Genomic DNA, 14,424 nt, shown 5'->3' with positions numbered 1-14,424 from the left:
CCTGCGCACCCAAGGGCGGCGGCGCCGCCAGACCCCAGCCGGCACCCACCCAAGTGGAGACAATCGGCAGCCATCCGCTCAGCACATTCTCAGGCTGAATTAATACCTTGGCGCTGTAAGTCGCGGAGTCAAAGCTTGAAACCAGTCCAAATCGCGCCACCCCGGCAAGCCCGTCCAATCCTCCGGCCCGTGCCTTCACCATATTCCAGAACTGATCCATGAATGTCCCTAACTAGCCGTATAGGCCCGTATTCTCTGCAAAAAACCATGGTTTTCATCGACTGTGCGCAACACTTCAACGATCGTATAATTCTGATCCAACGATGAATTCGTCCCGCCAAACTGTATCTGCATACCCGGCATCGTTACCAAATCACCTGGCATCGTTCCCAGCAAAACCAATGCATGTTGCGCAAGTGTAGCTAAATGGCTCGTAGCGAGCGCCTGCGCCTGCGCCTGCGTCAAATTCGGCCTCACCAAAGTTGTCATAAGACCTGCGCCTTTGCTCTGGGCAATCACGGTTTTATTCCGGCAATTCCAAGACTTCACAATAGTTCCACCTGGTAGGCTTGCCGCCATGTCAAATGTCACTGCAATAAAATTCTGCGCCGACAAAAACAACGGAATACCCGGTGCGGGAGGCCCAAAATTCAGGACTGTACCAACAACAGATAGTTGAAAATTCTCCACACTTGCTAAAGTAGAAAGCAGATTCCACTCAGTGGTCCCCTGTGAATGCACACCCAAAGCCGTGCGCGCATGATCCAATTGATAGTACTGTCCCGTCATAGTCGTTGTAGCCGTTACATTGGCTATCAACTGGTGCCGCTGCGCGATCGTCACAGCAATCTGGCTGGCGGTCTGATTCACAAATGTCTCTGAAAATTCAGTATCAATCAGCTTCGCCGCTAGATCCCGCCCCGTCAGTATTGCCCTATTTTGTAATATATCTATTTGGATATTATCAACCTGCCCCACAAGCAGCGTGGTATATCCAAACCCTTCCAGAGCGGCCTCTATCGTGATTATCTCAAGTCCTAGGCTCATAAAATACGAAATCGTTGTAAACGCAGCAACCCCGATCGCAAAACTGATCCGAAACCGGTCCGCCGCAAAATATCCCACCGATTCAATGTCCAGTTCAATTGCCCCAGGTACACCCCCCCCTCCGATGCTGATCCGCAGTTGTGGCTGTTCAACTGCCAACGCCACCTCCCGCGCTCGCATCAATCGGTGGTATAATCAACATGTTTACCCCCTGCAGAATCGGATCATTGAGCCTGTTTTGCTGCGCGATACGAATCCACTGCGTCGCATCTCCCAGATATTTGGCCGCAACCGCAAACAGGTTTCCACCCGCAATGGTGATAATCCGGTTGCTCATAGCAGCGTCCCCGCCAGATTCGCCACAGCGCGGCCTACATAGCCGCTCACCGCTGCGGCCGCGGCTAAAGTCGAAGACGCAACATCAAGCTGATTAACCGCCACCACGCCTCCCTGCGCATCCGCTGCGCCGTTCAATTGTGCAGCCGCACCGTTCAGCACCCCTCCCTGTGTGCCCACTATGCCTTGCAACGTGCTCTGTAAGGCTGCCACCCCGGCAATTCCACTGGCACTAATCCCGTCCAATGAAACCCCCGCCTGGCCGCTCAGTGCGCCAGCTGCCGTCAAGTCATTGCCGATCAGATTCGCCACCGGCGCTGCAACTGCCGCCAGTGATGCCAGCGGATCGCTTATAACCAGACATGTCACTGAAAATGGAATCAGGTTTGTTTTGCGATATTCTGCACAAAACTCATCGATGATCACCGTATAATAAAACCCATCCCATACCAACGGCAAGGGGGCTCCCAGCGCCCGTGCGGCATCGAGCATCTGCGCCCGCGTAACCGCATCATTGCCTGAAAAAATTCCCGCAAAGGAAATTTTCCCATCATCCAGGCCAAGTGCCTGAACAATCCTTCCCCCGCCTATCAACTGCTGGACAGCCAAATTCTGCCGTCCACCGAAGGATATCTTCTCAGGTACTTCCATGTCGCGGAATACCACACTGCCCAGCGTCAAAATCACATGACTCATGATAACCTCAAACAGGAAGCTTCAAACCAGCCCAGGCAGGTGTCAGCCGCGGATCAAACGCCATCGCCCCTGAAGGCGGCAGCCTCGCCTGATGCATAAAATAATCCCCCATAGCGCGCGAGATATCGGCCATCCGCTTACGCGGTTCTTGCGCCACGCTACCTTGATCACTTCCAGTCACATATTCCGAAATATCACGATTTTTCTTGAGTCCATAACCAGTAGATGCCAATTCCTGGCTGTATAAACGCGGCGGCCCCGCCGGATGCACGCGCATATTTTCCTGACGCACAGAACGTCCAAGCCTGCTCTCCTGGCCACTCATCCGGAACGGTGCAACCACACTCACCGGCGCGAAGGGCCCTACATTTCCCACCCGGCCGCCCGGTTTTATCCGCAGATGGCTTATCGTGGCATTTTCATTCTTTGTTAGCAACATATGCAGGCCAGCCAAATGTTTTCCCCTTCCCGGCAACACATGCCCTCCGCCCAGCCATGACGATTGCTTCCCCCAACCCGCGCGAAGCCCGGGCATTGAAAAACGTTCACCAGCTGAACCCGCAAGCCAAAATGTATTTTTTAACTCTCCCTGAATCCTCGGCGCTTCACTCATTCCTAAGCGAAACGTAAAACTACGCTTTGGCGCCATGGGCACGCTCTGGAGTCCTCTTGCCTGCTTATCTTTAAAAAAAATCCTGTGCAGCTTCCGATTCACGCCCGACCGCACCGGCAAATGCCATTTACCCACCCTGCCAGAATATCGCCCCGCGCCCATCACCAAAAATTGGCCGGCAACGGCAGCAACGTCCTCAACAGGCCAATCATGGCCCGTTGCAGTGTATCCCGTGTCATCCTTAGGTACAATCATACCCCTCTCCATCCTGAGAAAGCTTCAGAAATTCCCCGGCGGTTAACTCGCCAGCATAGAATTATATTTGTACCCAACGTAATTGTTTCCAATCATATGTCAGCCCGGAAAGCTCACCATAAACCACGATATGCGCCAAGCGCTCCACCGCATCCATGTTAAACGCCACGTCATAAGGCACCCCGCAGCCAACCAGATACAAACAATCCGTCAGTGCCGGGTGCCGTGCTAGTTTCCCGCGGCGGCCACAAGTTGCTGGTCAGACTCATCCTCAAGGGCCTTGGCAACCACCGGCATGGCATCCAGCCCTATCCTCTCCAGCGCGGCCTCCAACCCGGCTTCATTCGTAGGAAAAGGCATGGGCAAATCATCGATCATCGCAACCGCCGCCCCAATTAACGCACCATGCATATACGCTGCATTGGCAGAAAGCTCAGGCCCCAGCGCCTTGAACAAGCGCATCTGCTCCACCACCCCGATCCGCCGCAGTTGAATCCTCCGCCCGGCGTTATCCGTCACGATTTCGCTCATCATACCCTCGTGCGCCCAGACGCATAAAATTCAAGCCGCTGCGTCACCGGCGAATCACCTTTATACGTTCCCGCCAGCGCCAGTTTAAACACTGCACCATTGAACTGATACGTCGAAACCGATCCATCCGGCTCATGGATATACTGGTAAAGCGTCCCGGAATTTATCGACTGACCAGCCAAATACGCGGCCTCGATCTGCGCGATGAAATCATCCACCGCGGACGATCCACGATCGAGCGAAAAACTTCCCGCCCAGCCCTTCGGCAATTCCGCCCCAAGCTGCACGCCATCCAGCCGGTCCACCCGCACAGCCACTGTCAACTGCTGCGCCTCAAATCCCGTCACATGCGCCAGATCCACACGGCCAAACGGCCCCATCACCACGACCTGGCAATCACTGCCGACCGAAAATGTATTATACGGCATTTCTGCTCTCCCGGCTTAAATATTCGAAGGAATGGTATGCACACTCACCTGCACCGTCTGCCCCCCCTGAACATTTACGATAAATTTCTCATTGATCGCCTGGTACTGCACCTGCACATCCGCCTGCACATATCCCAACGCTGACCTAGCCGGCGGATTATTGGTGACATCGCAAACAACCGTAAACGGCGCGCCACTCCCGGTCCGCCCCAGCATCCCCTGCGAGAGCAACCCATTCAAAAACGCCAGCAACGTGGAGCGTATATTCTGGAATAACGAGGTATTCACCAGTTGGCCGACAAATGCGCCCATGCCGCTCGCCAACGTACTCGCAATATAGTTCGTCAGCCTCGTATAATTATCGCCATTCGTCGCCGCGTTCGAGGATGAGTTGTGCCCGCCACGCACGCCCCAATAAGCCCCGCCCGGCTGTGGATTCGCAATCACATCGATGCCCGCACCCAGCAATGCGGCCAAGTCGGCCGCTGCGTAGGTCGCCGCCGTGCCACCGCCCGGCTGACCGGATTTTTGCGTACCGACCACGCCGTAAAGCGGCTTGTTCAACGATGACTGCTCCGGTGACAAATTGGCCAACCGGCCGGCCACGAACCCCTGCGGCGATACAAGCCGGATCAACGCATTCGCCTGATCAGACCAATAAACCCAATCGCCGAACATCAACTTCGCCGCATAGCTGTCAACACCCGCCTGCGCCTTCGTTGTAACCGCATTCGCGATATTATCACCCGCCGGCCCAGTCAAAATCATATACACGCTCTCAGCAAGACCAAACGCCGTCTGCACACTCCACTGCGTGAGATCATCCGCATCCGCGAGAAGTGCCAGCGAGCAGCCTTGTGCGCGCAGCGCATACATTCCTTGCCGCGGCAGAGAATCACTCCCCACCAGCGTAGCCGCGCTCACGCCATTTGCACCATCGCTTCCCGGCGTGCCGGAACTGAACAGAAACACGCCTGCTAGCGGGGCCGTCGCCGCCCCCAGCACAGTGGCCACCACCAGTTGCGAAGCCCCCCGCAACGCTCCATTACCCTTGTTGATCGCATTGGCGAGATTAAGCCAGAACTGCGCTCCAATCCCTCTGATATTATCATAAATTTCCGGGTTCAGCCCCGGCAGGGCCACGGTAAGCCGCCAACTGCTGGCAGCTGATCCCGCTGAGAATGTGAGGGTCAACTGCGAGCCCAGGCTGCCTGTGTACAAAGCCGTGAACTGGACGGCGCCAAGCACATTCAAAGAAGCGGCAACATCCGTGCCGTCAGTAACTCGCACACATAAAAAATTTCCCGCCCCCTGCTGCACGGCCGTGGCAACCTGCGTTCCCATATCGTATTTTCTAGGCATCACTGCGCCAAAGCTCGCGGCATAGTCGCCCATGTTGCCAATAATCACCGGCTCTCCCACCGGCCCCCAACTCGCCGTACCCACCACGCCCAGAACATCCGTCGGCACACCGTTCAGCAACAGCGTCTGCGGCGGCACAATCTGCACATATAAATCAGGGACAATCAACGCCGTGGTATTTATCGCACCTTGCTGTACAACAGGCATGGTTCAACCTTCCTTCTGCATAAGGCGGACAACAAAACCCTTTTGCGGTCCAGCCAGAATATCCTCAACCACTACGGCATCCGTAATTAGGTCGCCACGGCTGTAACCGGCAAACGGCTTCAACACCACGAGGTGAAATAGCATCACAATTTCCTTTATGATTGAATATTTTCAACAAATGTGGCGTTCGCGATCACAGTGGTAACGCCAAACAGCATCGCCGGCGTCACCTGCGTCAACGTGGTCGGATACTCAGCGCCATACGTCAGATCACGCCGGTAGAGTGTCGCATCCCCTGCATTGTCCTCCGCCACGCTGCCGGCAAAAATCAACCGCGCATACGAGCCATCCGCCAGAGGTATAAACTTCAAATCCGCCAACGCCTCGTCGATTACTGGGGCCACCGCATCCCGCGATGCCAGATCAGGACACCATAGTGTAATCTTGAAATCCTGTTGCTGCCGCTTAATTTCCTGCAACGAACCCGCGCCGCTTACAACACGCGCCGTAAACGTCTCGGCGCCAGGCACCCCAACCACCGCACCGGCATAATCGGCCACCCAGCCGTCAGCACGCAACAGCGCCGCGATATTGCTTGCCACCGTAGCCGGGCTGTCATTTGCCTGCACCGCATAGGGATAGACGGCGCCATTCACTTTTATGCCCGCCAGTTGCCCAACCGCGCAGGTGCCTGAGAATACCGCCGCCTGCCCCGTCACCGCCACACTCAACACTTCCACCACCGGCGCCACACTCACCCACCGCCGGGGGTAGCGCGTCACATTTTTCACCACCGCCGCGCTAGCCATCACCGTTACATTAACAACACCGGCGGCCAGGTCCGCGTCCAACGCGGGAGTATTTGGAAATCCCCTGTATATCCGGCAAATACTCCCCGTCGTGCTGGGCGCGCTCACACCACGCGGATACAGCGCATTAGCAACGATCGCCGCCAGCGCGGCCTCCACATCCGCCTGATCAGCCATCATCCCACCTCTTGCACAAGCGAGAATCGCCACACCGCATCCAGCCGTTCAACAGCCGTTACAATAAACCGCTCGCCGCGTTCCGTGCTCAAAATGTCCCCCACATGCGGCAGTGCCTCTGCCACCACCGGCAACAATGCGCTAAATCCCGGCACTTTCGTATTATCTGGCAGACCGGCTCTGGTTCTGTCGCCCATGCCCCCCACCAGCAGGCTTGCCGGAAACCCCGCCATCAGCGTCCTTTGCGTGCCCGGCAGCACCGCGCCATATCCATTCAGCCCCGCCAGCACAGGCGCCTCAGGCCGCACCAGACTCACAACCGCATTCGTCATCACAACCAGCATCGGCTTCGGCGGCTCAATCCCGGCCACAAACACGGTGCCTTCCGGCCCTGCTAGGTAATCCCCCGCCCGCAAGTAGCTCCAATCCGCCCAGGCCTGGCGGAATGGCATGCCCAGGCCGCTGGGAGCGGTGACTGAACCGCCAGGCAACACAAAGGCCACACATAGCCTTAAAAACCGCTTATCCAGCCCCAGCGGCGCCTCAGGCCCCTCCGGCCGGTACGCGTCGTACAGAAACCCTGTCCGCCGCGCCGCGCACCCGGCCCCATAGGCAAGCCGGTCAGCCAATCGCACGCCATCCATCTCATACCACCAAAGTCAGGCCGGCCTGCGCCAGCGCGGGCCCTGGCGGCACACCCAGAAAACCGCACAGGCGGCGGCGCCAGTTATCGAACAAATTGCTCCTATCACGCATCTCGTCGGCGTTATGCGTCCACGCGGCGGCGCTCTCGGTATCCAGGTTTTCCGATGTCCTCGGCACCGTCGTCTCAAGCGTGGCTAGGGTTGAGATATATTGCAGCGTCACGGCAACTTCCGCCGGCGCCAGATTGTTCATCCGGTACTCCAGCGTTCCATATGCCTGAAAAAACCTCCAGGCGTTGAATCCCGCCGGCCCGGCGCCATAGGCCGGATATCCGCAAAACCTGCGAATATCCGCCTTCTGCCCATCGGTGAAAGAGGCTGCAACACTGCCGGTCATCTCAGTATGTGTCCCCATCGCCCAGCGTGAAATACACAAGCGCGGAGCCTGAAGCGACCAACACGGCGGCATAACTAACAAACGGCCCCGCGCCTACGAGCATTCTTCCCCCCGGTGGCACGGGCGTATCGTTCAGCGTCGCCGTCAGCCCGGTTGCCCCTCCCAGCCGGAAAAATACCGGCGTTGCCCCCGCGTTATAAATCAGCACGGCATTCCCCCCGCCCGCCAGCGGAATCTGGGCGGCCCTGGCCGTGGCCGTGATGCTGACCGTCCCAGCCGGCCGGAATGGTTGCGTCGAACCTGTTGACATTGCCGTCCCTCCTTAACCAATGTGCTCAAGCATCACCGCGCGCTTGTAATTCGCATTGGTCGCGGTCGGCACGGTGGTCGGTGTCGTCGTGGTGTCCGATGGCGCGCAAAAACCGCCGATCCAATACCAGCTCTGCGCGATAATTTGCTGCAGCCGGTCAATTGGCTCGCGCGTCACCATCGCCACATTGTCAATCACGTTCACCAAGCTATCCTTCGGCGCCACGTCATCAGCCGCCATCCCCGCGAAATCGCCTTCGATCAGCGCACCCTGGCCGCAAACAATCGGCCTCCGCACATACAGGTTCTGAATCGAAGGATGATTCTGTACATAGGCTTCAGTGGTGGTGATAAACCGCAGCCCCAGAAAATCGCTCACCATACCCTGGCGGAAAACCGGATTGGAGGACGTCGCCCCCTGAAAAAGCTGCTTGAAATCAGGGTCGGAGAACAATTGCCGCGCCGATACCGGATCAAGATAACAGTTGTAGACGCCATCAACCAACGGCACCGCATTGCGGCGCAGCAGCGCCACGGCATCCAGCAGATTGCCCATGCTCAGCGTATCGGTGGCCTGCAAGCCGGCGGTCGTGCTCCGGCCCGCCGGACGCACGATGGAACTCGCCGTCGCCGCCTGCACGGCATTGCCCGCGGTGCCATCAGCAATGCTCACATTGCCCGAGAACAGCAACTGCCCTGAAATACCGTTTGGCGCGCTCGATACGTTAACCGCATCGGGCATCACCCCCACAACGGTATACAAATTCAGCCCAACTGTCACAGTCAGCGGATAGGTGGCAGATACCACCTGTTGCACCCCGTTGGAAAATGCTGTCTGAAAACCACGGATATCGTCAACCTCAACACTCGGGCCCGCAGCCGCCAGCGTCGCCGTCACCCGCGTGTTCCCGCCAAAATACGGCGCAAACAGCGCATTGCGCGCCAACTCGTCCAGGCTTCGCGCCGCCTGCTCGCCATTTGTCGCCGCATTCTGCAAAAATTGGCTGGCAATGCCCACACGGCTCGTCACCATGTTCAAATCCTGCGTCGCGGCATAAAAATTCAATGCGATCGTATACTGCTCAACCCCCCAGTTCGTGGAGGTCAACCCATTGTCCAGATTCGTATTGGTCGACGCCGCCAGCGGCACCGTCACACTCGGCTTCAACCCCGCGCGCGTCTTGGTCAGCGTCTCGCCAATCCCGACTGAAAACTCTTCTCTGTCCGCGATCAACCGGTATCCCAACCGCGACTTCAGCGCAGTCTCAAACTCTCGCTCCAAAAATCCCTGCTGGATAATCGGTTGCAGCGCGGCCGGAAAATTTTGAATACCCATAGGCAAAAATTCCTTTATTTTAAAACGTGATTCTTCAATATCCGGCAGGCCCCGCCCGGCGGATTTTCAGCAAATTAAATTACCTTGCGCCGGATTAACGGCGGCGCAGCAGCGCGGCGCGCGCCGCCACCCATTCCTCATGGCTCAGATCATTGGCATGGCGCGTGCGCACCGGCTCCGGCCGCGGCGGATTCGCCGCCGATGAAGATGACATCACCATCCCAAACAGCCATGGCTTCGCTCGCTTCAACCTGGCCAGAACCGCCGGTGCATCGGCCACATCGCCGGCTTCCGTCAGCCGCAAATCCGCAGCATCCAGCAGCTTCAAACCATCCAGATCAACCATTCCAGCACGCAACGCCTCCGCCTTCAGCTCAGCGCGGATCAACCGCACCTCCGCCTCCGCCTGCACACGGCTCAGCGCCGCCTCGGCGTTCTGCGCCCGTGCCTGCCAATCCTCTGCGTCATTCATCTCATCTGTCATGGAGCATCCTGATCAATCGCGTTTAATTCAGCTTCAACATCAGCAATACTATGCGATGCCGCAATGGTTTTCACCGCCGTCTCGCGTGAGAGCTGCCCGGCATTCGTCAACGTCGCTACCGCCTGCGCCTCCTTCAGCCGGTCATCGGCTGAAAGCGGATACCAGCGCGGCCACCGCAGGCGCAGCCGCTGCGTCGAATCCAGCGGCGCCAACATCTCTCCCATCACCGTTAGCGGAAACACCTGCGAAGCCCGCACAATCATTTTCATCAGCGGCAAAATACCACCATTTTCATAGGAAATTCTCAAATTATCCGCGAGCCAGAGCAATCCCTGATTCATCAACTCCAGCGCCCTGCCCGATTGCGCGGCCGTCAGCCTGTCGGCATTCGCCCGGTTGCCATGCACACTCTCCAGCGCAAACTCGCGCAGCGTCCGCACATATAGAATCACTGCCTCGCATGCCGTCCCGCCAATCTCGAGCATCTTAGCATCACCTTTTTCAGAGACCACAAGTGCATTCCCCGCACCTTTCACAATCTCCGAATCACTGCTCACCGGCTCCTTGATCAGCAACGTCGGATCGGAGCTGTACTTCAACCCCCGGCCTGCCTGGCTCAGCTGGTAATCAATCTCAATATTGCTATCAATCGCGGCCCGGAAGGTGCACGCGCCGTCAATCCCATCGCCGCCGGGCAAATTGCGTATCCACACCATCGGCACAAAGCCAAGTCCATGGCGCACGCTGCGCACTTCATCGCGCACCGGCCCGGCGGAAGCATCATTCACTGGCCACGGTAAATACCATATCTCCGCCTCGCTGTCCCATATCCGCTGGAACCAGTACATTGCGGCCGGATCAGCCCCCGCATAACCCTGCGCCACCAAATCTGCGCCGTTCACTTTATATTTTTCAGTAACCTGACTCAGCGTATCAGGCGCCTGCACATCCCACACCGGCGTCAGATACTGGCTCTCCAGCACCGCGAAAAACACCCGCCCCCGCAATACTCTCAATAAAATAGCAACCGACCCAACGGATCCCCGTATCGCGGCATCAATCATCACCTCGTTTAGGCGGCTTTCCGCAATCACATCGCCCAATGCTCGCGCCAGCGCCGCATCCGCAGCCTCCACCGTGGGAAAATGCCCTGCGCTGAACAACAATGCAACGGAATCCTCCACCACAATGCGCGCCAGCCCGTAGCGTACCGAGGGCCTGCGCTGACGTAACGGAATATATTCCCCCGCGCCGTTGCGCTCCTCATGGAACTGGTAGGGCAGATTGTCATAAATTGTCCCCTCCAGCACCCGCCGCAAAATTTCCAGCCGCGCCACGCGCGCCGGCAGGCCGGTGTCGGTTGGCACCGTGTCGCAAATCGTCTCGAACATGCAACCTCACAGTTTAATTAGCGGTCATCGTCCCAGCAGCGCTACATTCACCCGGCGGGCAACCTGAGGATTCGTGGTCGCCAGCGTATTTACCGCACGCGCGAACGCATCCACCTGGTCATCCTTTGCCGAATCCGGAAATGCTCGAATCTCACTCATAAAATTCTCGTTCCACGGCGCCGCCAGCAACGCCACCTTCCGGCCATCCACCTGCGTTGCCGCCGGCATCGCGCGCATCACCTTCGCGCCCGTCTCCGGTGATGAAACCACCTGAAACCCGCTCAAATTACGCTTTAGCATGGCGACCTGCGCCGCCCCCGCCTGCCCCGGATCCTGCGGCAATGCCAAAATCGTGCCCACACCATCCGCTTTCGCGGCCGCATGAATCCGCGCCTCAACTTGCGCCGGAGAGCCCTGGAATCTGATCACATCCAGCACCACCAAATCTCCTCCCGCCGCCAGCCCCAGCTTCAACCCAACCGTATAATCCGGGTTGCGCCCAACACCTGGCAGCGTCGCCGCCAAATCCCACGCCCGCACGCTGCGCAAAACCTCTGGCGCCTGCGCCAAAATCTTTATCGCATCCACCTTGAACAACGCCGCATCCGGCGGCCGCGGCCGCTGTTGATACATCGCCGAAAACGCCCGCTCGCCAACCTCATGGCGCCGCCGCAAAACCGCCGCCTCGTCCTGCCACTCAGGCCACAGAACCTGCCCCACGGCCCGCCCCATCGCGTCACCGCTTTCCGCGATCGCTGGCAGCCGTAAGTTTTCCCAGGCCGGTTCCCCTGCCATGAGGCGACCCGCCAAATCATCCTCGTGCCATCGCGTCATAATCAGCACCAGCCGCCCTCCCGGCTTCAACCGTGCCGAAAGTTCTGCCCTGTACCAATCATACAGCGCATCCCTTGACGCCCGGCTCTCCGCCTCCGCCCAGGATTTAACCGGATCATCAATGATGATCAGATCCGCCCGCCGCCCGGTAATCGGCCCGCGCACCCCGGCCGAGAAATACTCTCCCCCCTCCTGCAGCCTGAACTTCGCCGAGGCCCGGCTTTCCTTGGCCAGCGTCACCCCCAGCCACTCGCCATGCTCCGCAATTGCCTTGCGCACATGCCGTCCGAAATAATCCGCCAGCGAAGCCGTATGCGCGGTCGCGATAATCTGCGCCGTCTTGTGCCGGCCAAAAAAATACGCCGGAAACAATATCGACCCATACGTAGACTTCGCCGATCCCGGCGGCATCTGCACCATCAGCCGGTCACAACGCCCCTCGGCGACATCATCTAGCTTTTCAATCAAAAGCTCGTGATGCCGCGCCGGCACCCGCGCCATGCCTGCCATCGCATGGCGGGAAAATCCAAGCAAACCCGCCAACATATTTTCTGCCGTACCTCTTGGTGCGCGTTAAGAACCAGTATGCCAAGACGTATATGCCAAGGTGGGGCATGTGGGCAAGTTAAAAAAACATGACGTTAGAAAAATTAATTTTTTACCTCCTTCACCAGTGCCGTGGCCAGCATTTCAATGCCCTGCCCATGCCAGCGCTGCACTGATTTGTGGTCCGCCCCCAGCATCGCGCCCAGCCGCCGCCACGGATACAAATACCGTTCCGTGATCGGATGCACCAACGCGCGCGCGCCTAAAATCCGCCGCAGCACATAGCGGGTCTCGGGGATCATCGCGAGCCAGCCAAACGCCTCATCCATGGCGCTGATCGCCGCCGCACTCGGCACCGGCGGGCGCAGCACAGCGGACTCCCATCCGTATGCCTCCAGCGCCGTGTGCACGATATCGAATTTCATCTGCCGCAACTGCGTTGAATACCCGCCCGAAGGCAGCGCCAGCAGCGTCGCCCCCGCCGCCTCCAAGCGCGCCACCACCTCATCCCCGCTCATCGCCCCCACCGCCCTCACTGGCAGCCGCCCTGCGGATACGGCTCGCTTGTCAGCAGCCCCCAGGTCAGCGGATGCCTCGCCCGCAGCGCCCCCCGGTTCGGATCATCAGACACCACCTCCCCGCTCACCGGCGCCACAACCTTCACCGGCGCCAGCGCGCACAGCCGCCGCCCCCGCTCTATCACCGTGTTGCGCGACAATCCGAGCGTGCGGCCGATCTGCGCCCACGTCGCCCCACCAGCCCGCATGTTCCGAATGACCGCATCCGCCGCCGCCGTCCAAACTCTCGCCTTTGGCATTCTTCTGTCCTCTCTGTGTTATCCGCCGGACAGTTAGTTATTATAACACTTTTTGTCAACAAAAACTAACATAGTGTTATTATAAACAGCATGTTAGAAACACACCATGTCATCAAAAAAACAGCCCCCTCCCGAAACCGTCGGCTCACGCATCAGAGCTCTCCGCCTCGCCGCCAACCTCACGCAGGATGAATTTGCCGCGAAACTCAATGTTTCCCGTTCCGCCATCGCCCAATGGGAGACTGATCGCGCCGGGCAGGTCCGTGACAATATGGAACGTATCGCCAAGGTGCTTAACACCTCCCTTGGCTATCTTGTGTCTGGTGAAACCGGCTCACTTTTAGGTGATGAACTGGCCCTCATGCGTCTCTACCGCGCATGCTCCGCCGAAGACCGGAGAATACTCCTCCTCACAGCCCGGCGCTTGGCCCGCAGCTAACATCCCGCCGCGCACAGCCAGCGCCCCATTCCGGCCGGCCTAACGCGCCGGCTCCAGCAGGCGTAACTCCCGGTACACACCGCCCTCGCGTGAAAAATGCTGATTATAGAACGGATCATACGGCAAAATCCCCGCATACCGTTCCCGCATCACCTCATTTTCAAGCATGAACCGCGCAATCTTGCTCTCATCGAAATCATCCCCGCGGCTAACGCTCTCGCGGTGCTCCGCCACGGCATCGGGCGTATAAACAATCTGCCATCCGGCCTGTGTCAGTTTTACACATAAGTCGACATCGTTGAACGCAACCGTTAACTCCGCCTCATCCAGCCCACCAACAGCCTCAAAAGCAGCCCGGCGCACCAGCATGCAGGCCCCCGTCACAGCCGATATCTGCTGTGCCGCCATCGCGCGCATCACATAGCCCGGCGCCCGCCCAGCAATCCCTCTGAAGGCATGGTCTGCCACACCGCCCACGCCCAGCACCACTCCGGCATGCTGCACCGTCCCCGCCGGATATAAAAGCTTCGCCCCCACCGCGCCCACGCGCTCGTTCACCAGGCATTCGTCGAGCATCGTGCGCAGCCACAGCGGCTCACGAACAATCACATCGTTGTTTAACAACAACAAAAATTCATACCGCGCCGCCCGCGCGCCAATGTTATTTAGCCGTGAATAATTAAACGGCTCGGCAATCCGTATCACCCGGGTCCCCGGCAAATTAGCCTGCCTGGCGGTGAATGGCTCAGCCTCCGGCGAGGATGAC

General features: G+C 58.4%; 20 protein-coding genes and 1 pseudogene. 1 reads left to right on the top strand and 20 read right to left on the bottom strand.

Translation table 11 applies throughout. The annotated features are described in order from the left end of the window. The 19 genes and pseudogenes from PHE40_RS08625 to PHE40_RS08535 form a co-directional block, all read right to left on the bottom strand. A pseudogene (locus PHE40_RS08625) lies at positions 1–220 on the bottom strand (baseplate assembly protein); the annotation flags it as partial. Positions 221–228: 8 nt separating this feature from the next. Further along, the gene (locus PHE40_RS08620; RefSeq protein WP_299960802.1) at positions 229–1,206 is read right to left on the bottom strand and encodes a phage late control D family protein; all 978 of its coding nucleotides are present in this window, start codon (positions 1,204–1,206) and stop codon (positions 229–231) included. Then, entirely contained in the window at positions 1,196–1,384 is a 189-nt protein-coding gene (locus PHE40_RS08615) for a hypothetical protein (protein WP_299960801.1), read from the bottom strand. The genes PHE40_RS08620 and PHE40_RS08615 overlap by 11 nt, the downstream gene beginning before the upstream one ends. After that, positions 1,381–2,079, bottom strand: coding sequence for a hypothetical protein (locus PHE40_RS08610; RefSeq protein ID WP_299960799.1), 699 nt, complete (start codon positions 2,077–2,079; stop codon positions 1,381–1,383). Before PHE40_RS08610 ends, PHE40_RS08615 begins: the two co-directional genes overlap by 4 nt. A gap of 7 nt (positions 2,080–2,086) precedes the next feature. Next, positions 2,087–2,947 (bottom strand): hypothetical protein, encoded by an 861-nt coding sequence (locus tag PHE40_RS08605; RefSeq protein WP_299960797.1) that lies wholly within the window; start codon positions 2,945–2,947, stop codon positions 2,087–2,089. Positions 2,948–3,175: 228 nt separating this feature from the next. Further along, entirely contained in the window at positions 3,176–3,481 is a 306-nt protein-coding gene (locus PHE40_RS08600) for a hypothetical protein (protein WP_299960795.1), read from the bottom strand. Further along, positions 3,478–3,906 (bottom strand): hypothetical protein, encoded by a 429-nt coding sequence (locus PHE40_RS08595; RefSeq protein WP_299960792.1) that lies wholly within the window; start codon positions 3,904–3,906, stop codon positions 3,478–3,480. The genes PHE40_RS08600 and PHE40_RS08595 overlap by 4 nt, the downstream gene beginning before the upstream one ends. Before the next feature lie 15 nt (positions 3,907–3,921). After that, positions 3,922–5,475, bottom strand: coding sequence for a phage tail protein (locus tag PHE40_RS08590; protein WP_299960790.1), 1,554 nt, complete (start codon positions 5,473–5,475; stop codon positions 3,922–3,924). A 3-nt stretch (positions 5,476–5,478) separates the two neighbouring features. Continuing rightward, positions 5,479–5,619 (bottom strand): hypothetical protein, encoded by a 141-nt coding sequence (locus PHE40_RS08585; RefSeq protein WP_299960788.1) that lies wholly within the window; start codon positions 5,617–5,619, stop codon positions 5,479–5,481. Positions 5,620–5,630: 11 nt separating this feature from the next. Further along, on the bottom strand, positions 5,631–6,464 hold the full coding sequence (locus PHE40_RS08580; RefSeq protein WP_299960786.1) for a hypothetical protein: 834 nt from the start codon (positions 6,462–6,464) through the stop codon (positions 5,631–5,633). Then, complete coding sequence (locus tag PHE40_RS08575) at positions 6,461–7,090, bottom strand: hypothetical protein (protein WP_299960784.1); 630 nt, start codon at positions 7,088–7,090, stop codon at positions 6,461–6,463. The genes PHE40_RS08580 and PHE40_RS08575 overlap by 4 nt, the downstream gene beginning before the upstream one ends. 16 nt (positions 7,091–7,106) lie before the next feature. Next, complete coding sequence (locus PHE40_RS08570) at positions 7,107–7,520, bottom strand: hypothetical protein (RefSeq protein ID WP_408838885.1); 414 nt, start codon at positions 7,518–7,520, stop codon at positions 7,107–7,109. Next, entirely contained in the window at positions 7,504–7,812 is a 309-nt protein-coding gene (locus tag PHE40_RS08565) for a hypothetical protein (protein WP_299960782.1), read from the bottom strand. Before PHE40_RS08565 ends, PHE40_RS08570 begins: the two co-directional genes overlap by 17 nt. A 12-nt stretch (positions 7,813–7,824) precedes the next feature. Then, complete coding sequence (locus tag PHE40_RS08560; RefSeq protein WP_299960780.1) at positions 7,825–9,147, bottom strand: DUF4043 domain-containing protein; 1,323 nt, start codon at positions 9,145–9,147, stop codon at positions 7,825–7,827. Positions 9,148–9,241: 94 nt separating this feature from the next. Continuing rightward, positions 9,242–9,631: a hypothetical protein gene (locus PHE40_RS08555; RefSeq protein WP_299960778.1), complete on the bottom strand. Its 390-nt coding sequence runs from the start codon at positions 9,629–9,631 to the stop codon at positions 9,242–9,244. Beyond that, entirely contained in the window at positions 9,628–11,022 is a 1,395-nt protein-coding gene (locus tag PHE40_RS08550; protein ID WP_299960777.1) for a hypothetical protein, read from the bottom strand. The genes PHE40_RS08555 and PHE40_RS08550 overlap by 4 nt, the downstream gene beginning before the upstream one ends. Before the next feature lie 24 nt (positions 11,023–11,046). Further along, positions 11,047–12,402: a phage terminase large subunit gene (gene terL, locus PHE40_RS08545; RefSeq protein WP_299960775.1), complete on the bottom strand. Its 1,356-nt coding sequence runs from the start codon at positions 12,400–12,402 to the stop codon at positions 11,047–11,049. A gap of 104 nt (positions 12,403–12,506) precedes the next feature. Then, on the bottom strand, positions 12,507–12,920 hold the full coding sequence (locus PHE40_RS08540) for a DUF6362 family protein (RefSeq protein WP_299960773.1): 414 nt from the start codon (positions 12,918–12,920) through the stop codon (positions 12,507–12,509). A gap of 14 nt (positions 12,921–12,934) precedes the next feature. Next, positions 12,935–13,219 carry an AsnC family protein gene (locus PHE40_RS08535; RefSeq protein WP_299960771.1) on the bottom strand — a complete coding sequence of 95 codons (285 nt, stop codon included), beginning with the start codon at positions 13,217–13,219 and terminating at the stop codon, positions 12,935–12,937. A gap of 106 nt (positions 13,220–13,325) precedes the next feature. Between PHE40_RS08535 and PHE40_RS08530 the strand changes: the two genes are divergently transcribed. Then, positions 13,326–13,658 carry a helix-turn-helix domain-containing protein gene (locus PHE40_RS08530; protein WP_299960769.1) on the top strand — a complete coding sequence of 111 codons (333 nt, stop codon included), beginning with the start codon at positions 13,326–13,328 and terminating at the stop codon, positions 13,656–13,658. A gap of 39 nt (positions 13,659–13,697) precedes the next feature. On the opposite strand, the gene PHE40_RS08525 is transcribed toward PHE40_RS08530, so the two are convergent. Next, a partial coding sequence (locus tag PHE40_RS08525; RefSeq protein WP_299960767.1) for a glycosyltransferase occupies positions 13,698–14,424 on the bottom strand: 727 nt, incomplete at its 5' end.

The sequence above is a fragment of the Acidocella sp. genome (assembly GCF_028687955.1).
Classification (GTDB): domain Bacteria; phylum Pseudomonadota; class Alphaproteobacteria; order Acetobacterales; family Acetobacteraceae; genus Acidocella.
Note: the sequence above shows the minus strand (reverse complement) of the source record. Positions and strands in the feature narration are given on the sequence as shown.